Below are 20,619 nucleotides of genomic sequence, written 5' to 3' on the forward strand. Positions count from 1 at the left end.
ACCGGCCGGCCCCACCAAGGGCCGGCCGGCCGTTCACCGGCTTGCGCCGCTCCGTCCCCCGCGTTCCAGCTCCGTCCCCGATTCCCTTGGCCGGTCCCGCCGTTCCCGTCGTCGCACAGCTCCGAGCCGGCCCCGGCAGCCCGGCATCGGCGCACAGTCCGGCGCCGGCGCCGTGCGGTCCGGCTACGCGGAGGCCCGCCGTACCAACGTCGTAGGCAGGATCACGTCGGTGGGGCCGCGCACCGCGCTCTCCTTCGACGTACGCCGGTCGAGGTCTCGCAGGAGCAGACGAGCCATCAACCGTCCCATCTCCTCTATGTCCTGACGGACCGTGGTGAGCGGCGGATCCGTCTGCTCCGCGATCGGCAGCATGTCGTCGAACCCGATCACCGCGACGTCGTCGGGCACCCGCCGCCCCCGCTCGCGCAGCACCCGCAGGACTCCCGAGGCGGTCAGGTCGTTCGCGGCGAACACCGCGTCGACGTCGGGGCAGCGCTCCAGCAGTTCGCGCATCGCGCGCTCGCCGCCCGCGGGCGTGAAGTCGCCCTCGACCACGAGCCGCGGATCGGCGTCGGCCATGACGTCCCGGAACCCGTCGAGCCGGTCGACGGCGGAGGTCTGGTCGAGGGCGCCGGTGATGTGCGCGACGCGGGTACGCCCCAGCGCGACCAGGTGGCGTACGGCCGCGCGGGCGCCGCCCCGGTTGTCGCTGTCGACGTACACGGGGGCCGCGGCGTCGCGGGTGCCGTCGCCCCAGCCGGGCCGTCCGCCGAACACGGTCGGCACGCCCGCGCCGTGGATCAGCTCGGGCAGCGGGTCGTCGAGGTGCAGCGAGAAGACGAGCGCGCCGTCGACGTGTCCGCCGGCGAGGTACCGGCCCACCCGCGCGTGGTCGTCGCGGCCCTCCGTGAGCAGCAGGACGAGCTGCGAGTCGTGCGCCGTCAACTCCTTGCTGATGCCGCGGAGCTGGAGACCGAAGAAGGGGTCGGCGAAGACCCTGGTCTCCGGTTCGGCGATGACGACGGCGACCGCGTCGTGGCGCCGGGTGACCAGGCTGCGGGCAGCCTGGTTGGGAACGTAACCGAGTTCCTCGACGGCCTGCCGGACCCGTTCGACGAGTGGTTCGCGCACTCCGTCGCCGCCGTTGACCACCCGTGACGCGGTGGCCCGGGAGACGCCCGCCCTGGCGGCCACGGCCTCCAGTGTGGGGCGCGACGTTGTCTCGGTCACCTCAGGGCTCCTCCTCGGCGGTTGCCGATCAGGATAGCCCCGGCGGGCACCCAATGAGAGCGCTCCCGGCGCCGGGCCGGGCACCCTCGGCCGACGCGAACCACGCTCAGGACCCCGTGTCCGGCCGAAGGCAACCACGCCCAAGACGCCGTGTCCGGCCGAAGGCAACGCGCCCAAGACGCCCTGTCCGGCCGAAGGCAACCGCGCACAAGACGCCCTGCCCGGCCGAAGGCAACCGCGCACAAGACGCCCTGTCAACCGGCGCCCGCCCGGCGGGAACGGCCGGCAACCCGTCACCCGCGCCGGCGGCCCACCGCTCTACGCCTGGCCCTCCGCGCGCTTGGCCCGGCTCGGCTGCACCCTCTTCGGCTCGCCCGGCATCTTCGGGTACTCGGGCGGATACGGCAGATCCCCGAGGCCGTGGTCGTGTTCGTCGCGGGCGGCCAGTTCCAGCAGCGCTTCGAGGGAGAAGGCGTGGTCGTCCATGTCCGCGTGCACGTCGCCGAGTTCGGCGAAGCGCTTCGGCATGGTCGCCAGGTCGAAGTCCCGGGGGCGGGCCTCCCCCACCTCCTCCCAGCGCAGCGGCGCGGAGACGGGGGCGTGCGGGCGGGGACGTACCGAATAGGCGGAGGCGATGGTGCGGTCCCTGGCCGTCTGGTTGTAGTCCACGAAGATCTTTTCGCCCCGCTCCTCCTTCCACCAGGCCGTGGTCACCCGGTCGGGCATCCTGCGCTCCAGTTCGCGTCCGGCCGCGATGGCGGCGCGGCGCACCTGGGTGAAGGTCCAGCGCGGTGCGATCGGCACGAAGACATGCAGGCCGCGCCCGCCGGAGGTCTTGGGCCAGCCGCGCAGGTCCCCGTACTCGTGGAGAACCTCGCGCAGTTCGTGGGCGGCGCGCACGGCGTCCTCGTAGTCCGTACCGGGCTGCGGGTCGAGATCGATGCGGAGTTCGTCCGGGCGGTCGACGTCGTCACGGCGCACCGGCCACGGATGGAAGGTGAGCGTGCCGTACTGCGCGGCCCAGAGCACGGCCGCCACCTCGGTGGGGCACATCTCGTCGGCGCTGCGCCCACTGGGGAAGGTGATGTGGGCGGTCGGGATCCAGTCGGGCATGTTCTTGGGCGCCCGCTTCTGGAAGAAGTTCTCGCCCTCCACTCCGTCCGGGTAGCGCTCCAGGGTGGTGGGACGGTTGCGCAGGGCGCGCAGGATGCCGTCGCCGACGGCGAGGTAGTACTGGGCGAGGTCCAGCTTCGTGAAGCCGCGCTCCGGAAAGAAGATCTTGTCCGGGCTGGACAGACGTACGGTCCTGCCGGCTGCCTCGAGTTCCACCGCTTCGCCCATGCGGGCCACGGTAGGCGCACCCCGCCCGCCTCGCACACCGGGCGAACCGCTCCGTGTCACCGCAGAATCGCAGTATGGATCTGCCGGTGATGCCGCCCGTGAAGCCGATGCTCGCCAAGTCCGTGGCGAAGATCCCGCCGGACATGCATTACGAGGCGAAGTGGGACGGGTTCCGCGCGATCGTGTTCCGCGACGGAGCCGAGGTCGAGCTCGGTAGCCGCACCGGCAAAACGCTGACCAGGTACTTCCCCGAGCTGGTGGAGGCGCTGCGCGAGCGGTTGCCGGAGCGTTGTGTGATGGACGGCGAGATCGTGATCGCCAGGGACGGCCGGCTCGACTTCGACGCGCTCACCGAGCGCATCCACCCCGCCGACTCGCGGGTGCGGACGCTGGCGGAGAGGACCCCCGCGTCCTTCGTCGCCTTCGATCTGCTCGCGCTGGCCGACGAGTCACTGCTCGACGTGGGGCTCGGCGACCGGCGCGCCCTGCTGACGACGGCGCTGTCGGGGACGACCGCACCGGTCCACCTGGCACCGGCGACCACCGACCGGGAGGTGGCGCAGCGGTGGTTCGAGCAGTACGAGGGCGCAGGGCTCGACGGAGTGATCGCCAAGCCGCTCACCGCGCCGTACCGGCAGGACGAGCGGGCCATGTTCAAGATCAAGCACGAGCGCACCGCGGACGTCGTCGTGGCGGGGTACCGCTTCCACAAGAGCGGCCCGATCGTCGGTTCCCTGCTGCTCGGGCTGTACGACGACGCGGGCGTCCTCCAGCATGTGGGGGTGAGCGCGGCCTTCCCCATGAAGCGGCGGGCCGAGCTGGTGGCGGAGCTGGAGCCGCTGCGTATGGAGGACATCGAGCGGCATCCCTGGGCCGCCTGGTCCCAGGAGTCGGCGCACGAGTCCGCCCGGTTGCCGGGCGCGCCGAGCAGATGGTCGGCGAAGAAGGACCTCTCCTGGGTACCGCTGCGGCCTGAACGGGTGGCCGAGGTGGCGTACGACCACATGGAGAACGGCGTACGGTTCCGCCACACGGCCCGCTTCCGCCGCTGGCGCCCGGACCGGACCGCCGAGAGCTGCACCTACGGCCAGTTGGACGAGCCCGTCGGATACGACCTCGCGGAGATCCTCGGGCCGCCGGACTGACGACCACGTACCCGGTTTCCCGTCCGGGTTCCTCCGGGTCTCTCCAGGTCTCTCCGGGCCCCGCCTGCCCCTGCCCGGCCCTCGCCCCGTCCCGCCCACCGGTCCCGTCGGTTCCACTGACCCCACCGACCCCACCGAATCCACTGGACCTGCCCCGCCTCACCGGTCCCGCCCGGCCGGCCATCACCCTCGGATCCGTGGCGGATCAATCCGCGCGCCGATCGGTCCACTCACCGAGCACGACCTCGAAAAGAACGGGTATGAGCACCGATGAACACATGAACATACAATCGATGACACGGGACAGGGTGGCACGGTGGGCATGCGACGGAAGGCACCGATACGGCGCGGCGCGGTAGCGACGGCGGCGGCGCTGCTGACGGTCGCGGCGACGGGCTCCCTGATGACGGGCTGCGCCTCGGGCGGCGGCGCGCACGCCGACGGAAACGCCCGGACTCCCGGCCTGAGCCGGTCGCCGGAGCCGACTCCTGGTCGCGCCAGTGCCGACAGCGTCGGCTCCGTCCTCGCCGTGAAGATCGACAACGTGGGTGCGGCCCGCCCCCAGACGGGCCTCGACGCGGCGGACATCGTGTACGCGGAACAGGTCGAGGGCGGACTGAGCCGGCTGATGGCCGTGTACGCGACCAAACTGCCGAAGGCAGTCGGACCGGTGCGCAGCGCACGCGAGTCCGATCTGGAGCTGCTGCGCCAGTTCGACGAGCCGACGCTCGCCTTCTCGGGCGCCCAGCACAAACTGCTGCCGGTCATCGACAAGGCCCCGCTGCGGCCGGCACCGCCCGAGCGGAACCCCGACGCCTACTTCCGCGGCACCGCCAAGCCCGCCCCCCACAATCTCTATGTGCGGCCCGGCCGACTGCTGCGGTCGGCCCCCGGCGCCGCCGCCCTCACCACCGGGTTCCGCTTCGGGGCGGCTCCCGCGGGCGGCAGTCCGCAGACGTCCCGGACGGTGCGGTTCCCGGCCGCCCGCTTCACCTTCTCCTGGTCCGCGAGCACGCACCGCTGGCTGGTGTCGACGGACGGGACTCCGACGGTCACGACGGACGGCAAGAGGGTGTCTCCGGCGACCGTCGTCGTGCAGTACGTGAAGCTGCGCAAGTCGAAGTACCACGACGTCCTGGGCAACAACACGCCGTTCACGCAGACGGTCGGTTCGGGGACGGCGAAGGTGCTGCGCGACGGCCGGGTCTTCGACGCCGACTGGAAGCGGCCGGCCGCGACGGACGGCACGCGGTTCACGACGAACGACGGCGCGCCGATGAACTTCGCGACGGGCCAGGTGTGGGTGGTCTTCGCGGCAGCGTGAAAGCGCCCGGCGACGAGGCAGTGTCGGGCGGCGTCCGGCGCAACCCTGCCGGGCGGCGTCAGTCGCGGCCCACCGCCGGGCCCGCTACGGGGCCGGAAGGGGCTCCGTCGGATTGCGGAGCCCCTCCGCGGCGTCCGACACCCGCCGGATGAGATCGAAGAACACGGTCTGCTCCTCGGCGGAGAGCGGGGCCAGGAAGATCTGGTTCATCCGTGCCGTGCGCACGGTCAGTCTGCGGTGCGTGCGCGTCCCTTCGTCCGTCGGGCGCAGCAGCGAGCGCCGGCCGTCCTGGGGGTCGCGCACCTTGTCGAGCAAGCCCCGGCGGCCGAGCCGGCTGACGACCTCGGCGATGGTGGAGCGGTCGAGGCCCACCCGCTCCCCCACCGTGCGCTGATCCAGCCCCGGCTCCGCGACGAGCGCGTTCAGGACCGCGAACTGCGGCGAGGTGATCTCCTCGGAGACCATCGTGTTCCACAGCAGGTAGTGCGCCTGCTGCAGCCGCCGGGCCAGGTGCCCGGGGTGGGTGGAGAGGTCCACCGCGGCCATATGCGCTCCAGAGATCGTCGGCACGGTCGTACGTCCGGCATTTTTTGGTATGTGCACTGAACATGCTGACGATACCTTCCACTCAACCCGCCTGTCTTTCGCACGGATCGAACCTGCTCGCGCTGCTCCAGGCAGGGTCTTGACGGCGGAACGCCCGGGTGGCAGCGTGAATCGAGCCTTGAAGAGATACTCAGTGTCCTGACTATTTGTGCCCTGTTCGACGACGACCCGGGACGCTCGGGAGAGAGAGGGCTTCACGGATGGACAAGGTGGTCGCCACGGCTGCGGAGGCGGTGGCCTGGTGCACAGGGCCAGGACGGTGATCGTGGTGATGACCCACACCGCGAAGGACGGCTCGCCGAAGATCCTTCAGGAGTGCGCGCCGCCTCTCACCGGCAAGGGCTGTGTCGACCGGATCATCACCGACCTCGGCGTCCTCGACATCACCCGCGACGGTCTCGTCCTGGCGGAGACGGCGCCCGACGTCACCGCACGGGAGGTCGCCGCCAGAACCGGCGCCACGTCGCACACCCCCCGGGAGCTGCCATGAGGCACGGCTGCGTCGTCGACGCCGTCCGCGCCCCGTCCGGCGGGCACCACGGCTCGCCGTCCGCCGTCCGCCCGGACGACCCGCCCGCGCACACCCTCCGGGAACTCCTCGCCCGCTCACCCGTCCCGCGCATAGGACCGTGCACCGGAGTCGGCCGGGACATCAGTGTCGGCCAGACCCTCGCCATCGCCATCGCCTCGCCCCCGCCCCGCCCCCGAACGACAGGAAGCCCCCGCATGGCCCTCACCCAGTCGGACATCGACGCCGAGATCAAGGACCGCCAGGACGCCTACGACAAGGCGGTCGCCGGTGGCGCCCCGGTCCGGCACCATCCGGAGCGCGACTACCCCCCGTACCGCAGCTCCCTGCTCCGCCACCCCCGGCAGCCGCTCGTCGCGGTCGGCGGCGGCGACCCGGAGACGGTCGAGCTGTCGGGTCCGGTCTTCGGCGTCACCGACATCACCGATATCGACGACGACCTGACCCGGCAGCACCGGGGCGAGCCGGTCGGCGAGCGCATGACCGTCTCCGGCCGGGTGCTGGACCGCGACGGGCGGCCGGTCCGCGGCCAGCTCATCGAGATCTGGCAGGCCAACGCGGCCGGCCGCTACGCGCATCTGCGCGAACAGCACCCTGCGCCGCTCGACCCCCACTTCACGGGCGTGGGACGGACGCTGACGGACGATCAGGGACGGTACCGGTTCACCACGATCAAACCGGGACCGTACCCGTGGGGGAACCACACCAACGCGTGGCGGCCCGCGCACATCCACTTCTCCGTCTTCGGCACCGCGTTCACCCAGCGCCTGGTGACGCAGATGTACTTCCCCGGCGACCCGCTCTTCCCGTACGACCCGATCCTGCGGTCCGTGACGGACGAGGCGGCCCGCGACCGGCTGATCGCCACCTACGACCACGCGCTCTCCCAGCCCGGGTTCTCGCTCGGCTACGCATGGGACATCGTCCTCGACGGTCCCTCCGCCACCTGGATCGAGGAAGGCCGTTGAGCATGACCGAGCGGTTGCTCCCCACCCCGTCCCACACCATCGGCCCCTTCTACGGCCACGCGCTGCCCTTCCCCGGCGGCGGGCAGGTGGCGCCCCCGGGGCACCCCGACACCATCACCGTGCACGGGTACGTGTCCGACGGCGCGGGCAGTCCGGTACCCGACGCCCTCCTGGACTTCTGGCAGGCGGCACCCGACGGCTCACTGGCGGGTGCCCCCGGCTCGATGCGCCGCGACCCCTCGACGGGCGGTTTCCTCATCCGCGACGGTGTCGACTTCACGGGCTTCGGTCGGGTCGGTACGGACGCCGACGGGCACTGGGCCCTGCGGACGCTGCCGCCGGGCAACGCCGGACCGCCGTACCTCGGTGTGTGCGTCTTCGCCCGCGGTCTGACGCGCCACCTCTTCACCCGCGCGTACCTCGCCGACGGCGAGGACCCGCTGCTCGACTCGCTCCCGGCCGACCGGCGCGCCACGCTGATCGCGGCCGAGGGGCCGGAGGGCACGTACCGTTTCGACATCCGTCTTCAGGGCGAAGGCGAGACGGTCTTCCTGGAGTTCCAGTGACACCTGCCGACCCGGCCGATCCCGCGGCCCCCGCCGACCTCACCGATCCCTCCGCCCGCGACCCTCGTGGGGACTCCGGCGACCGGAGCGGTCACGGCGACCCCGGCGACCCCGACACCGGTCTGCTCGCCCCCGGACGGGCCGGCTCCCCCGCGTCGTCCCTGACCTCGGACCGGGCGTTCCTGCAGGCGCTGATCGACGCGGAGGCGGCGCTGACGCGGGCCTGGGGCGGACTCGCTCTGGCGCCGGGCGCGGCCGCCTCGGCCCTGTCCGCCGTCACCGCCGCGGACCTCGACGCACGATCGATCGCGTCGCGCGCCCGGGAGGGCGGCAACCCGGTGATCCCGCTGGTGGCGGATCTGACGGCGGCCGTGGGCGCCGAGTACGGCCCGTACGTCCACCGGGGCGCGACCAGCCAGGACATCATGGACACCGCGATGATGCTGGTGGCCCGCCGCACGCTGCGGCCGGTCCTGGAGGACCTCGAGCGCACCGCGCGGGCGCTGCGGGACCTCGCCGCCACCCACCGGGACACGGTGCTGCCCGGCCGGACGCTGACGCAGCACGCGGTGCCGACGACCTTCGGACTGAAGGCGGCGGGATGGCGCGCGCTGGTCCTGGACGCGCGGGACCGGCTGGCGGCCCTGCGCCTTCCCGCCCAACTGGGCGGGGCAGCGGGGACCTTGGCCGCGTTCACCGCGTTCGGCGCCGACGACCCGCAGGTTCTGGTGGCCTTGTACGCCCGCGAACTCGGCCTCGCGGAACCGGCGTTGCCGTGGCACACCCTTCGTACCCCGATCGGTGACCTGGCCGGGGCACTGGCCGTGACGGCCGGTGCCCTCGGCAAGACGGCCGTCGACGTGCTCACCCTCTCCCGCACCGAGATCGCCGAGGTCACCGAGGGGAGCGGCGGCGGTTCGTCCGCCATGCCGCACAAGGCCAATCCGGTGGCGGCCACGCTGATCGCCGCCGCCGCCCGGCGCGCACCGGGACTCGCCGCCACCCTGTACGCGTCGATGACCGCCGAGGACGAGCGGCCTGCCGGTGCCTGGCACGCCGAGTGGGAGCCGTTGCGCGAACTGCTGCGGCTAGTCGGTGGCGCCGCCCGCGGCGCCGCCGAACTGGCCGAGGGGCTGCGGGTGAACACGGACGTCATGCGTGAACACCTCAGCCTCACCCACGGGTTGATCGTCTCCGAGCGGCTGGCCGTCGAGCTCGCCCCCGTGCTCGGACGGGCCCGTGCCAGGGAACTGCTGACCCGGGCCGCCGAACAGGCCGTCGCCGAGGACCGTCCCCTCGTGGACGTACTGGGCGAGGAGCCGCGGCTCAAGGACGTCGACCTGGTGGATCTCACCGACCCGACCCGCTACACGGGCTCCGCCGGAGTCCTCACCGACCGTGCTCTGGAGCGACGTTGAAGACCCAGCCCGAAGGCAGGCTGTACCACCGCGCCGAGGGGGCGGCCACCGCTCCCCCTCTTCTTCTCGGCCCCTCGCTCGGCACCTCGACCGCCCTGTGGGACGAGGTCGCGCCCGAGTTGTCGCTCACGCACCGGGTGGTGCGCTGGGACCTGCCGGGGCACGGCGGTTCCCCCGCGAACCTGATCGGGCCCGGCGCGACCGTCGCCGACCTCGCCACGCTGGTCCTCGCCCTCGCCGACGCGCTCGGCGTCGACCGGTTCGCCTACGCGGGCGTCTCACTCGGCGGCGCGGTCGGTCTGCACCTCGCCGTGCACCACCCCGACCGGGTGGCCGCCCTCGCCGTCATCTGTTCCTCGGCCCACTTCAACGGCGCCGGGCCCTGGGAGGAGCGCGCTCGGACGGTACGCCGGGAGGGCCTGGCCGCGCTCGCGCAGAGCGCGAACTCCCGTTGGTTCACGCCCGGGTTCACCGTTCCACGGCTGATCGAGGACCAGCGGACCGCGGACCCGGAGGCGTACGCCGCCTGCTGTGACGCGCTCGCCACCTTCGACCTGCGCGACCGCCTGTCGTCGATCACCGCGCCGACCCTGCTGGTCGCCGGCCGCGAGGACCCCGCGACGCCGCCCGCGCATCTGCGGGAGATCGCGGACGCGGTGCCCGGCGCCTCGCTCACGGAGATCGCGCGTGCCTCGCACCTGGCGCCCGCGGAGCGCCCGGAGGCCGTAACCGCCGCGCTGCGCGGGCACTTCGACGGGCATCCAGCAGGCGGCATGGAAGTACGCCGCGAGGTTCTCGGCGACGCGCACGTGGACCGCGCGCAGGCCCGGCAGACCCCGTTCACCGCCCGCTTCCAGGACTTCATCTCACGCTACGCCTGGGGGGAGATCTGGACGGATCCGACACTGTCGCGCCGCGAGCGCAGCCTGATCACGCTGACGGCGCTGGTGGCACACGGTCACCTCGACGAACTGGCGATGCACGTCCGGGCGGCGCGCCGCAATGGTCTGACCTCCGAGCAGATCGGGGCCGCACTGCTCCAGACAGCCGTGTACTGCGGTGTCCCGGCGGCCAATTCGGCGTTCGCGGTGGCTCAGCGGGTGCTCGACGAACTCGACGGGCCAGGTGCGGCCGACGGCGATGGACGGGACGCGCGCGGTGAGCACGGCGAACGAGATGCGGCCAGGACCTCCGGGGAAGCGTGAGCGATCCCCGCGGGCGTGAGGTGCGCCGACCGCACCTGCCCCGTAACCACCCCCGACGCGCGACCGGACGCCTGTCACCGCCGTCGGCCGGGTCCGGTGTGCCCGGCGCCGGTGGCGTACGGGCCCCTCGCCGGGTGGTCGGCCCGATGCCTACCGCAGTCCCCGCCCCGTCGCCAGAACCTCCTCCGCTCTCGCGACCAGTCCGTCAGCCCCGCACGAACGGGCCAGCGTCAGACCCTTGTTGAGCTCCGAGACCGAGCGCGCCGCGATGCCGTACTCGACACGGGCCGCCGCGTGTTCGTACTGGCAGGGCGAGGCCTCCAGGTAGGCGACGGCCTGCGCCGCGAGACGTACCGCACGCTGGCCCGACTCGAGGGCCGCCGCGCAGCGCAGTGCCTCGCCGATGGCGGTGTCGGTGCCGAAGCGCTCGGCCCGGCGCCGGGCGTCGACGGCCAGTGCGGCGGCGCGTACCGGATCCTCCGAGGCGAGCGCGCGGGCGAGGTCGATCGACCAGGGCGCCATCACCGTGTTGTGGTGGCCCCGCACCGCGGACGCCTTCTCGGCGGCCTCCAGTTCGTTGATGCCGTCCTTGACCCGGCCGACGGCGATCAGCAGCCGGCCGCGTACGGAGCGGGTGTCGGGCAGCACGATCGTGGTCGGGTACGGCGGTGCGAAGCCGTACTGTTCGGCGATCGCCCAGGCTTCCCGGACGTCGCCGCGGGCGAGCAGCGTGTCGACGAGTCCGCAGGTCGCGGACCAGTACAGGGGCAGCCCCCGTCCGACCCGCTCGGCGATGCGCAGTGACTCGCGCAGGGTGGTCTCGGCGTCCCTCAGCCGGCCCCGCCTGCGGTGCGCGAGACCGACGAAGGCGTGTGCCAGGGAGAGATGGCCGCCGCTCCAGCCGGCGGTCGTGTACGAGCGCAGCGCCTCCGAGAAGAGGCTCTCGGCCCTGTCGAGCCGGTCCGCGTAGGCGTACGAACTGCCCAGCATCATGAGGAGTTCGAGGCCCCACTCGGTGTCGGTCCAGCCGAGTCCGGGTGCCAGGCGGCCGTTGACGAGGGCCCGGTCGCAGAGCTCCACGACCTCCTCGGCGTTCTCGCCCCGGGTCATCGCGTCGAAGCCGCGCAGTATGAGCAGGGCGCGCTCGGAGTTGTCGCGCCCGGTGCAGGTCCCGGCGAGTTCGGCGAGCCCTCGGGAGCGTCCCGGCACGTGGTCCTCACCGGCGTGGATGCCCTCCCACATGTAGTGCACGGCCTGCAAGCGCATCCGGGCGGGGCCGGGGTCGAGCCGGGCTGCCTCCGCGTCGACGGTGCGCACGGCCTCGTCCAACTGGTTGTTGTGGACCAGCGCCTGGGAGAGGCGGAAGACAGCGTCCACCCGCAGGTCGCCCACCAGGCCGGGCCGGTCGAGCGCGGCGCGCAGATGGCCGATCGTGGTGGCCGGGGCGGTCAGGAGGGTGGCACAGCCCAGTTCGTAGAGCACGCGGGCGTGGACCTCGGGGAGCGGGGGCTCCCTCAGTGCGCGCTCCAGACAGCGGCGGGCCGCGTCGGGCGCGCCGACGGCCAGGTGTTCGCGGGCTGCCTCGCGCATCTGCTCGACGAGCTCGGGGTCGTCGTCCGGGTGCACTTCGAGGAGGTGGCGGGAGGCGGCCGCCGCGCCCCGGCCCGACTCGGTGACCGCCCAGGCGGCCTGGCCGTGCATCGCGGTGCGTAACGCGTCGGGGATCGAGCGGTAGACGGCGCTGGCGATCAGTGGGTGCACGAACTCCAGCTCCGTGCAGGTCAGTTGGCTGCTCGTAGGTTCGACGTCGGTGAGGATGCGGGCCGCGCCGAGCAGTTCGGCGCAGCGCTCGGCCTCGTCGAGCGGCATTCCGGCGAGCTGGGCGGCGAGGTCGAGGGAGATGCCCGTGCCGAGTATCGCGGCCGCCCAGGCGAAGCGGGTGGCGTCGATGCCGAGCCCTTCGAGGCGGGCGACGAGTCCGCGGCCACGCGCGGAGCGGTTCAGGGCGCGCAGTTCGGCGGCCGACGCCTCGACCGGTTCCAGCTCGGTGTCCTGCACCTTGGCGAGGAGTTCGACGGTCTCGTAGGGGTTGCCGCCGGTGACCGCCCACACCTCGCGGCAGAACGGGGCGTCCGCGTGGCCGCCGAGGGTGGCGCGGGTCAGTCCCGCGGTGGCGTCGGGGGTCAGCGCGCTGAGGGTGACGATCGGGCGGGCCGCGGCGACGACGGCGTCGAGGTGACGGGCCCGCTCGCCGGTGACCTCGCCGGGACGGCGGGCGACCACGACGAGGACGGGCAGGTCGTCGAGGCGCTCGGCGAACGCGGCCAGCCAGCGCAGGGTCTCCTGGTCGGCCCAGTGCGCGTCGTCGACCATGAGGACGAGCGGCCACTCGCGCTTGGCCAGCCGCCGCACGGCCGCGACCAGTCCGTCGCACACGCCCTGCGGGTCGGCCTGGCGGTCACCCGGCTCGGCGATGCCGAGAGCGGGGCCGGCGATCTCGTACCAGTCGCCCAGGTATTCGCGGGCCTCCTCCGGCATCAGCGAGACGATGGCCGGCTGGAGGAGCTGCCGTATGACGTTGAAGGGGACGGAGGTGACGGTCTCGCCGCCGCGGGCCGACCAGACCGTGCAGCCCTTGGCCTCGGCCGTCCTGCGGGCCTCCGCGAGCAGGGCGGTCTTGCCGATGCCCGCCTCGCCGCCGAACACCAGCAGACTGCCCGAGGACGAGGCGTCCGCGCGCAGTGTGTCCACGGCCTGTGCGACGTCCGCGATCTCCGTCTCGCGCTCCCAGAGGAGGGCGGAGGCCGCCGGGCCCGGCCGCGCCTGCGTCATACCGCTACCTCCCCGGGCCGCACGGACGACGTACAGACATCGAGCCTAGCCGTCCCCGAGCCGATGCGGAGGGGGGTCCGGGCACCTGTTGCCGAGACGGGTGACGGCGCGCCCGGGAAGGCGGCGCGACAGGACGCCGGGCGGAGCCGTGGAGGTCCTGGACGGTCGACGGCTGTCAGGACGTCGTCCGCCTTCCCGTCGGCGGACTCGGTGCGGACCCGGGAGAAATCCCTTACGGGTCCCGCGAGTTGAGAAGGCGCGGGTGGCCGGACCGACGCACCGCCGGCGTACGGCGCCATCGGCGCGGCGGTCCCATCGCCGCCGCACCGCGCCGCACGCCGGCGCGTCCCGCGCGGGGGTTCCGGTCTCCGCGGACGGTGGAACCGGTGCCCTCTCATCCGCCTTTCACCCAGGGCTCATACGGTGGGGTCCATGACGCAGGTGACTCCCCCCGGCTGGTATCCCGACCCCGGGCAGACAAGTGACAGTCCCGCCACCGAGCGCTGGTGGGACGGCAGGGCATGGACGGAGCAGACCCGCCCCCTCGGGTCGGGCGCCGCGTGGGGTCCCCCGGGACAACCGTCGGCCGCCGGACCGTACCCGGTCCCACCCTCCGGGCCACGGCGGCGCGGGCTGCGCACCGGCATCGCCGTCGTCGCCGCGATCGCGGTCCTCGCGGGCATCGGGGGTGGCGTGTACGCCCTCACCAAGAACGACGGCAACGGCGGGAACAGCGCCGGCGCCCAGGGACCCGACGGGCAGAACGGCCAGGGCGGATTCGGCGGCGGCCGGGGCGGCGGCTCGGGCGGCCCGGAGGGCGGACCGGAGGGCGGACCGGGCGGCGCTCCCGGCGGCTCGGGCGGCTCGGGCGGCTCCGAGGGGCTCACCCCGGCGCCGGGCCGGTCAGGGGTTCCGCGGACCGAGGACGGCTACGCCACGGACGCGTACAGCGGCATCAGTATTCCGGTGCCCGACAACTGGACCGGCCAGAGCGGCATGGGGAGCGCGGTGCTGTCGACCAAGGACACCTACAAGTGTCCCGGCGACACCTCGCAGAAGTGTCAGCGGGGCGGCGCCTACTCGGCGCCCGCGCGGTACCAGGGCATCAAGTCGACCACGGCGGAGGCGGCGGCCAAGGAGGACATCTCCAAGAACGCCCAGGAGTCCTACGGCAAGGGCTACGGCAAGATCACGTCACACACGGAACTCGCCTCCCGGGCGGTCACCGTGGCCGGCGAGAAGGGCTATCTCGTCCGCTGGAAGGTCGTCACCAGCAAGGGCGACGACGGCTACGTCGAATCACTCGTCCTCCCCTCCCCCGCCGACCCCAAGTCGCTGGTCGTCGTCCGCTTCGGCGTCGACGCCGGTTCCAAGGGCCCTCAGCAGTCCGTGATCGACGACATCACCAAGGGCATCAAGCCGGCGGCCGGAGTGGGCGGCGACGGACAGAACGCCTGACCGCGGCGCCCGCGCCCGACCGCGCCCGCCCCGGACACAGATCGGCCGGGTGGAGCACCTCTCCGCTCAAGAGGAGCCCCACCCGGCCGGGGGGTGCGCGCCGCCCCCGTCCCCACGGTGCGGCGCGAGCAGGCCGACGTCCGGTCATCCCGCGGACGGCGACCTGGGTCTCAGGTCAGTCCCAGTGCCGGGATCACCACGGCCTCCACGAACTGTGTGACATACGCCGCGTCCGCGTACTCGCCCTCCAGAACCGGACGCACCCGCACCACACCGAACAGCTGCGCCGGGATGAACTCCAGCGCCGGGTGGTCGGCGGGAACCTCGCCCCGGGCGACCCCGCGGGCGATGATCTCCTTGACCGCGCTGATCTCGGGCTCGATGAGCGCCTCGCGCAGGGCCTCCTGCAGTTCCCTGTCCTGCAGCACGGCGTGGCCGAGAGCCTGGAGCAGCTGGGTGTCCCGGCTCGACCAGTCCCCGGCGGCCCGCGCCATCGCGCGCAGATCGCCGACGAGCGAGCCCGTGTCGATTCCCGAGAACCGCGGGCACTGGTTGGCGCGCAGCGCGGCCGCCACGAACTGGGGCTTCGTCTTCCACTGCCGGTACAGCGTGGACTTGCTGCAGCGTGTGCTCGCCGCCACGCCCTCCATGGTGAACGCGTCGTATCCGCACGTACGGATCTGTTCGAGCACGGCGTCGTAGAACTCCTGCTCACGCTCGGGCGTGATCTTGGAGCGGCGCGAGGCGATGACCGACTCCGGTCCCTCCGCGGCCTGCGACGTCATGAGTCTTCTCCTCGCTCGTGCGGGTGGTCCGTTTCACAGAGTCTAATCGATACGCCAGTGTACCGGAACGCTTTGGTATCGGTACACTGGCGTATCGGTACACTGTCGTATCGATGAGCCTTGGTCAGGATCCACCCCCCTGTCGAACAGACACCGAGTGGAGCCTGTCCTGGGCTCACCGCGCACCACCTCACACAAGAACGTCAGCAAAGGGGCCGGGGGATGGATTCCCGAACCGAGCCTGCAGAACCGGAGCCCGCCGCGGCCGTACGGCGGCCGTCACGGCGCGACACCGCCGCGCGGCCGCCGCTCGTCCGTGAACTCCTGCTCGTCACAGGACTCTTCGTCGTCTACAAGGTCGGCCGACAACTGGCCACCGGACACACGGCCGAGGCCTTCCGCAACGCCGGACACGTCTGGGACTGGGAACGGACCCTGCACCTGCCGGGCGAGGGCGCCGTACAGGGCGCGCTGCTGCACAGCGACACCCTGGTGCACATCGCGAACGCCTACTACGCGACCGTCCACTTCCCGGCCACGGCGGCCTTCCTGGTCTGGATGTACCTGCGGCGCCCGGTCCACTACGTGTGGGCGCGCCGGGTCCTGGCCGTGATCACCTCCGCCGCCCTGGTGCTGCATCTCACCTTCCCGCTCGCGCCGCCCCGGCTGCTCGCCGCCGCGGGCCTGGTGGACACCGGACAGGTGTACGGGCCCACCGTGTACGGAGCGCACCCGGCCACCGACCAGATGGCGAACCAGTTCGCGGCGATGCCCTCACTGCACTTCGGCTGGGCGCTGATGGTGGCGATCGGCCTGATCGCCGCCACCCGCTCCCGCCTGCGCTGGCTGTGGCTGCTGCACCCGCTGGTCACCCTGCTGGTGATCGTCGGCACCGCGAACCACTACTGGCTCGACTCCATAGCCGCGGCCGCGCTGCTCGGGGTCGCCCTGGCCGTGATCCACCTTCCGCACCGGACCGAGACGACGGCCGGGCGCGCGCAGGAGCTCGCCGCCGCCGGGGACATCAAGGAGTCCGTACCGGAGCTCGTGGGGGCAGGACGATGAACGCCACTCTCGCCGCCGTCGTACTGTCCCTGTTCTCGGCCGTCGCCTATGCCGCCGCGGCCGTGGCACAGGAACGGCTCGCCTCCCGGACCACCGAACCGGGCGTCCTGAGCATGCTCGGCAACGCCGCGTGGTGGTGGTCGGTCGCGCTGAACGCGTCCGCCGCGCTGCTGCACGTCGCCGCCCTCAAATACGGGACGCTCACACTGGTGCAGCCGCTCGGCGCGCTCACGCTGGTGGCCGCGGTGCCGCTCGGCGCACGGGTGGCCGGGCGGCGGGTCAGCGCGGTCGAGTGGCGCGGTACCGCGCTCACCCTGGTCGGGCTGTCCGCACTTCTGGTCACGGCGTCCGGGCCGGCGCCCGACGACGTGCTGAGCGTGCCGCAGGCGCTGGCCGTGGCCGCCGCCACCTCGGTGGCGATCGGCGTCCTGTCGCGGCCCGGCACCCGGCCGGGGCTGCGGCACGCGACCGCCTCCGGGTTCGCCTCGGGTGTCGCCTCGGCGCTCACCCAGACGGTGACGGTGGCCGTGACGGACCGTTCCGGACCGATCCTCAGCGTCCAGGTCATCGTGGTGGCGCTGCTCGTGGCGGCCTTCGCGACCGCCGGACTGCTCCTGTCGCAGACCGCCTACCGGGGTGGACTCGGCGCTCCTCTGGCCGTCGTGACGCTCGCCAATCCGGTCGCCGCCGCGGCGATAGGCCTCTCCCTGCTCGGGGAGCAGCTCCAGGGAGGCCCGGCGGGCCTGCTGCTCGCGGCGTTCGGCGCGGGGGTGGCGGCCTGGGGCGTATTCACGCTGTCGCGTTCGGCGCCGGAGCCCGTTGCCGCCGCCGCACCCGTGCCCTTCGAGGACGACGAGCACCCGGTCGCCGCGGTGCTGGCGCTGGAGGCCGAGGCCGCCAAGTACGCGCCCTCCTTGATCCCGAACCAGCCGGACCCGGGAAAACGGACGAACCCGGGGCATCTGACGCCCCTGTGAGCAGGGCACGACGAGGAAGGGCGGCCGCGGAGAGATCCGCGGCCGCCCTTCCTCGTATGCGTCAGGTTCAGCCGAGCCCGCGGGAGTCCTGCTTGAGCGCGGTGTCCACCGTCAGCGCCGTCGCGATGACGAGGCTGAGCAGCGGCTCGGGAAGCTGGTAGTGGATCTGCAGGACGTAGTTGTCCGCCGTGGTGAACATCGTCTTGGCGATGCCTTCCCAGGTCTTGGTGATCCGGGCGACCTCGTTGCCGCTGTGGTCGACGATGGCGAAGTTCCAGGCGCGCCAGTTCTCCGCCTTGATGGCGCCGACCTGCTGGCCGTTGACGTTGATCGCGAAGTTGATCTTCCCGATCATGTTCTGCTGCACGATCTCGCCGACCGGCTGCCCGTCCGGACGCTCCACGATCACCCGCGACTTGATGAACTTCGCGGGACGCGTGAGCCGCAGCACCGGCTGCCCGTGGGCGTCACGGATCTCCAGCTTGTGCGTCATGTACTGGTCGACGCTGGAGACGAAGCGAAGCGCCTTCTTCAGGCCGCTCTGACCGACCTCGACGACCGCACCGAGCTGGTTGCCCTGCTGGTCCATGACCTTGTACTCGTTGGTCAGCTCGATCAGCTTCGCCTTCTGGTTCACCACCAGGACGGGCTCGGTGAACAGCGTGCCGCCACCGGCACCGCCGGACGCGACCCCGGCCTGCTGGTGCACCTGCTTCTGCACGCGCGGGTCGGGGGCCGCCGCCGGCTGTCCGTACGGCTGCTGTGCCTGCTGCGGAACCTGCTGTCCGGCCGGGGCCTGCTGGTCCGCATTCGTGTGCTCGGTCCACTGCGAGCCGTCCCAGTACCGGAGCGTCTGGGGCGCTCCGTGCGGATCCGGGTACCAACCTGCAGGAGTGTTCGAATGCGTGGTCACCGGGGCACACTACCTCGCATCGGCCGGAAATTGCCCCCTGTCCTGACAGCCATCAGCCGGTGACGATGGCGGGGTCGCTCACACCCGGACGGCCGTTCTCGACATGTCCGGCAAACCGGCGCGAGAAGCCCGTGTGCGCGGCTGATTCGACGGTCAGGTCGTACCAGCGGTGGCTCGCGCGCAGATCCACCCGATGCCGCACCGTCGCGCCCGGCCGCACCTTGAACGAACGGGGCCGCCCGCCGTAGCCGTCGGTGAGCCTCAGATCGACCGTTCCCGCACCCCTGTTGGTGAAGGTCAGCTCCACGTCCGCGCCGACGTGGCGCGCGGTGACCTCGGGACCCGCGGCCTTGCCGGGGCCCTTGAAGACGCGCAGGAAGCCGTTCGGTCCGTGCACCGTCAGGTCGTACGAGCCGTTCGAGTACGCCGAGTCCCAGGTGTCCGACACCGTCTTGCCAGCCTCGGCGGTGTACGTCCAGGGGCCGTCGGTGCGGTTGCCGGAGGTGACGAGGAAGGCGGCACCGGCCTGGGCACCGGAGCCGAAGGAGAGCGTGAACCTCCCGGCCGCCGGATCCGCCGAACCGTCCACCAGGGGCGCGTACTTGAGCGGGCGGGCCGGGCGCGAGCCACGCTCCTGCCTGGGCAGTACGGGGTGGGCGGGCGGCGTCGGCACATAGTCGGCGTGACGGTCGTGGTCCGGCGGCAGATAGCCGTCGGTGTCCGGCAGCGCGACCGGCTCGGTGTCCTTGCGGGAGAAGTCGAAGGCGGCGGTGAGGTCGCCGCTGATCGCGCGGCGCCAGGGCGAGATGTTGGGCTCGTGCACTCCGAAGCGACGCTCCATGAACCGGATGATCGACGTGTGGTCGAGCGTCTCGGAACAGACGTATCCGCCCTTGCTCCAGGGCGAGACGACCAGCATCGGTACCCGCTGGCCCAGCCCGTAGGGACCGGCGGCGTGCCCGGCGTCGCCCTTGTACAGGTCCGGGCCGACATCGACCGTCGACCTGCCCTGCGCGGCGGACTGCGGTGGGAAGGGCGGCACCAGGTGGTCGAAGAAGCCGTCGTTCTCGTCGTACGTGATGAACAGGGCCGTCCTCGCCCACACCTTGGGGTCGGAGGTGAGCGCGTCCAGCACCTGCGCGATGTACCAGGCACCGTAGTTCGCGGGCCAGTTGGGGTGCTCGGTGAACGCCTCGGGTGCGACGACCCAGGAGACCTCGGGCAGCTTCCCGCCCTTCACGTCCGCCCTGAGCTGGTCGAAGAAGCCCTCGCCCTTGCGGGCGTCGGTGCCGGTACGCGCCTTGTCGTAGAGCGGGTCACCGGGCTTGGCGTCGCGGTACTGGTTGAAGTACAGCAGCGAGTTGTCACCGTAGTTGCCCCGGTAGGCGTCCGGGATCCAGCCCCAGGAGCCGTTCGCGTCGAGGCCGTCGCCGACGTCCTGGTAGATCTTCCACGACACCCCGGCCGCTTCCAGCCGCTCCGGGTACGTCGTCCAGTCGTACCCCGCCTCGTCGTTGCCGAGGACCGGGCCGCCGCCCTTGCCGTCGTTGCCCGTGTGGCCCGTCCACATGTAGTAGCGGTTGGGGTCGGTGGAGCCGATGAACGAGCAGTGGTACGCGTCACAGATGGTGAACGCGTCGGCGAGCGCGTAGTGGAACGGGATGTCCTCACGCGTCAGGTACGCCATCGTCGTCGACGACTTGGCGGGCACCCACTTGTCGTACCTGCCTTGGTTGAAGGCGGTGTGGCCGTCGCTCCAGCCGTGCGGCAGGTCCTGGATGAACTGCAGGCCCAGGTCGTCGGCGTCCGGCCGGAAGGGGAGCACGTCCTTGGTGCCGTCCGACTGGTGCCAGACCGACTTGCCGTTCGGCTGGGTGACCGGACGCGGGTCCCCGAAACCCCGGACACCCCTCAGCGACCCGAAGTAGTGGTCGAAGGACCGGTTCTCCTGCATCAGCACGACGATGTGCTCGACGTCGTCGATCGTGCCGGACGCGTGGTGCGCGGGCAGTGCGGCGGCGCGCTCGACGCTGTTCGACAGCGCGGTGAACGCCGCTGTGCCACCGGTTAGTTGGAGAAATCGGCGTCGGTTCACTTGAGGCATGGCTGGGTGACCTCTTGTCCTGACGTGGTGCGTTGGATGAGACCTGCGCGGGGGGAGTGTTCCAAGAGGAACGAACGCCGTGGAAGACCCCGTGGCGCTTGTGTGACCGGCAGGAGTCCGCGATGCGAACAGCGGCGCCCCGGCCTCCCGTGC

16 protein-coding genes and 1 pseudogene are annotated in these 20,619 nt (G+C 72.2%); 10 read left to right on the top strand and 7 right to left on the bottom strand.

The window, feature by feature from the left end; genetic code table 11:
- Window positions 1–183 precede the first annotated feature (183 nt).
- Window positions 184–1,230, bottom strand: coding sequence for a LacI family DNA-binding transcriptional regulator (locus ACFVTC_RS12130; protein WP_390126473.1), 1,047 nt, complete (start codon window positions 1,228–1,230; stop codon window positions 184–186).
- 318 nt (window positions 1,231–1,548) lie between these two features.
- Complete coding sequence (gene ligD / locus ACFVTC_RS12135) at window positions 1,549–2,571, bottom strand: non-homologous end-joining DNA ligase (protein ID WP_390126474.1); 1,023 nt, start codon at window positions 2,569–2,571, stop codon at window positions 1,549–1,551.
- 74 nt (window positions 2,572–2,645) lie between these two features.
- Between ligD and ACFVTC_RS12140 the strand changes: the two genes are divergently transcribed.
- Window positions 2,646–3,716, top strand: a complete 1,071-nt coding sequence (locus ACFVTC_RS12140; RefSeq protein WP_390126475.1) for an ATP-dependent DNA ligase — start codon at window positions 2,646–2,648, stop codon at window positions 3,714–3,716.
- A gap of 322 nt (window positions 3,717–4,038) precedes the next feature.
- Window positions 4,039–5,040, top strand: coding sequence for a DUF3048 domain-containing protein (locus ACFVTC_RS12145; RefSeq protein ID WP_390126476.1), 1,002 nt, complete (start codon window positions 4,039–4,041; stop codon window positions 5,038–5,040).
- Window positions 5,041–5,124: 84 nt separating this feature from the next.
- On the opposite strand, the gene ACFVTC_RS12150 is transcribed toward ACFVTC_RS12145, so the two are convergent.
- A complete protein-coding gene (locus ACFVTC_RS12150; protein ID WP_390126477.1) occupies window positions 5,125–5,586 on the bottom strand; it encodes a MarR family winged helix-turn-helix transcriptional regulator in 462 nt (153 codons plus the stop codon).
- A 280-nt stretch (window positions 5,587–5,866) separates the two neighbouring features.
- Between ACFVTC_RS12150 and ACFVTC_RS12155 the strand changes: the two are divergent.
- The 5 genes and pseudogenes from ACFVTC_RS12155 to pcaD form a co-directional block, all read left to right on the top strand.
- Window positions 5,867–6,136 (top strand): annotated as a pseudogene (locus ACFVTC_RS12155) (CoA-transferase); the annotation flags it as partial.
- A gap of 236 nt (window positions 6,137–6,372) precedes the next feature.
- Entirely contained in the window at window positions 6,373–7,143 is a 771-nt protein-coding gene (pcaH, locus tag ACFVTC_RS12160) for a protocatechuate 3,4-dioxygenase subunit beta (protein WP_390126518.1), read from the top strand.
- 2 nt (window positions 7,144–7,145) lie between these two features.
- Window positions 7,146–7,709 (top strand): protocatechuate 3,4-dioxygenase subunit alpha, encoded by a 564-nt coding sequence (pcaG, locus tag ACFVTC_RS12165; protein ID WP_390126478.1) that lies wholly within the window; start codon window positions 7,146–7,148, stop codon window positions 7,707–7,709.
- A 122-nt stretch (window positions 7,710–7,831) separates the two neighbouring features.
- A complete protein-coding gene (pcaB, locus tag ACFVTC_RS12170) occupies window positions 7,832–9,127 on the top strand; it encodes a 3-carboxy-cis,cis-muconate cycloisomerase (protein WP_390126519.1) in 1,296 nt (431 codons plus the stop codon).
- Window positions 9,124–10,332, top strand: a complete 1,209-nt coding sequence (pcaD, locus tag ACFVTC_RS12175) for a 3-oxoadipate enol-lactonase (protein ID WP_390126479.1) — start codon at window positions 9,124–9,126, stop codon at window positions 10,330–10,332. Before pcaB ends, pcaD begins: the two co-directional genes overlap by 4 nt.
- Window positions 10,333–10,482: 150 nt before the next feature.
- Here pcaD and ACFVTC_RS12180 read toward each other — a convergent pair whose 3' ends face one another.
- Window positions 10,483–13,164, bottom strand: a complete 2,682-nt coding sequence (locus ACFVTC_RS12180) for an ATP-binding protein (protein WP_390126480.1) — start codon at window positions 13,162–13,164, stop codon at window positions 10,483–10,485.
- A gap of 432 nt (window positions 13,165–13,596) precedes the next feature.
- Here ACFVTC_RS12180 and ACFVTC_RS12185 point away from each other — a divergent pair, with 432 nt between their 5' ends.
- A complete protein-coding gene (locus ACFVTC_RS12185) occupies window positions 13,597–14,622 on the top strand; it encodes a DUF2510 domain-containing protein (RefSeq protein ID WP_390126481.1) in 1,026 nt (341 codons plus the stop codon).
- A 170-nt stretch (window positions 14,623–14,792) separates the two neighbouring features.
- Here the strand turns inward: ACFVTC_RS12185 and ACFVTC_RS12190 are convergent, their stop codons facing one another.
- On the bottom strand, window positions 14,793–15,407 hold the full coding sequence (locus ACFVTC_RS12190) for a TetR/AcrR family transcriptional regulator C-terminal ligand-binding domain-containing protein (protein ID WP_390126482.1): 615 nt from the start codon (window positions 15,405–15,407) through the stop codon (window positions 14,793–14,795).
- Between the two features lie 222 nt (window positions 15,408–15,629).
- On the opposite strand from ACFVTC_RS12190, the gene ACFVTC_RS12195 reads away from it, so the two are divergent.
- The gene (locus ACFVTC_RS12195; RefSeq protein ID WP_390126483.1) at window positions 15,630–16,472 is read left to right on the top strand and encodes a phosphatase PAP2 family protein; all 843 of its coding nucleotides are present in this window, start codon (window positions 15,630–15,632) and stop codon (window positions 16,470–16,472) included.
- Window positions 16,469–17,449 carry a DMT family transporter gene (locus tag ACFVTC_RS12200; RefSeq protein ID WP_390126484.1) on the top strand — a complete coding sequence of 327 codons (981 nt, stop codon included), beginning with the start codon at window positions 16,469–16,471 and terminating at the stop codon, window positions 17,447–17,449. Before ACFVTC_RS12195 ends, ACFVTC_RS12200 begins: the two co-directional genes overlap by 4 nt.
- 67 nt (window positions 17,450–17,516) lie before the next feature.
- Here ACFVTC_RS12200 and ACFVTC_RS12205 read toward each other — a convergent pair whose 3' ends face one another.
- Window positions 17,517–18,362 (bottom strand): phospholipid scramblase-related protein, encoded by an 846-nt coding sequence (locus ACFVTC_RS12205; RefSeq protein WP_390126485.1) that lies wholly within the window; start codon window positions 18,360–18,362, stop codon window positions 17,517–17,519.
- 52 nt (window positions 18,363–18,414) lie between these two features.
- Window positions 18,415–20,466: a phosphocholine-specific phospholipase C gene (locus tag ACFVTC_RS12210; protein WP_390126486.1), complete on the bottom strand. Its 2,052-nt coding sequence runs from the start codon at window positions 20,464–20,466 to the stop codon at window positions 18,415–18,417.
- Window positions 20,467–20,619: the final 153 nt, after the last annotated feature.

It is taken from the genome of Streptomyces sp. NPDC057950, from assembly GCF_042887295.1.
Taxonomy (GTDB): Bacteria; Actinomycetota; Actinomycetes; order Streptomycetales; family Streptomycetaceae; genus Streptomyces; species Streptomyces kaempferi.

What these genes read in the sequence shown, in the direction of transcription:
- ligD (WP_390126474.1), bottom strand. Translation starts at nt 2,571, where the DNA reads ATGGGCGAAGCGGTGGAACTCGAGGCAGCCGGCAGGACCGTACGTCTG.
- ACFVTC_RS12140 (WP_390126475.1), top strand. Translation starts at nt 2,646, where the DNA reads ATGGATCTGCCGGTGATGCCGCCCGTGAAGCCGATGCTCGCCAAGTCC.
- ACFVTC_RS12145 (WP_390126476.1), top strand. Translation starts at nt 4,039, where the DNA reads ATGCGACGGAAGGCACCGATACGGCGCGGCGCGGTAGCGACGGCGGCG.
- ACFVTC_RS12150 (WP_390126477.1), bottom strand. Translation starts at nt 5,586, where the DNA reads ATGGCCGCGGTGGACCTCTCCACCCACCCCGGGCACCTGGCCCGGCGG.
- pcaH (WP_390126518.1), top strand. Translation starts at nt 6,373, where the DNA reads ATGGCCCTCACCCAGTCGGACATCGACGCCGAGATCAAGGACCGCCAG.
- pcaG (WP_390126478.1), top strand. Translation starts at nt 7,146, where the DNA reads ATGACCGAGCGGTTGCTCCCCACCCCGTCCCACACCATCGGCCCCTTC.
- ACFVTC_RS12180 (WP_390126480.1), bottom strand. Translation starts at nt 13,164, where the DNA reads ATGACGCAGGCGCGGCCGGGCCCGGCGGCCTCCGCCCTCCTCTGGGAG.
- ACFVTC_RS12185 (WP_390126481.1), top strand. Translation starts at nt 13,597, where the DNA reads ATGACGCAGGTGACTCCCCCCGGCTGGTATCCCGACCCCGGGCAGACA.
- ACFVTC_RS12190 (WP_390126482.1), bottom strand. Translation starts at nt 15,407, where the DNA reads ATGACGTCGCAGGCCGCGGAGGGACCGGAGTCGGTCATCGCCTCGCGC.
- ACFVTC_RS12195 (WP_390126483.1), top strand. Translation starts at nt 15,630, where the DNA reads ATGGATTCCCGAACCGAGCCTGCAGAACCGGAGCCCGCCGCGGCCGTA.
- ACFVTC_RS12200 (WP_390126484.1), top strand. Translation starts at nt 16,469, where the DNA reads ATGAACGCCACTCTCGCCGCCGTCGTACTGTCCCTGTTCTCGGCCGTC.
- ACFVTC_RS12210 (WP_390126486.1), bottom strand. Translation starts at nt 20,466, where the DNA reads ATGCCTCAAGTGAACCGACGCCGATTTCTCCAACTAACCGGTGGCACA.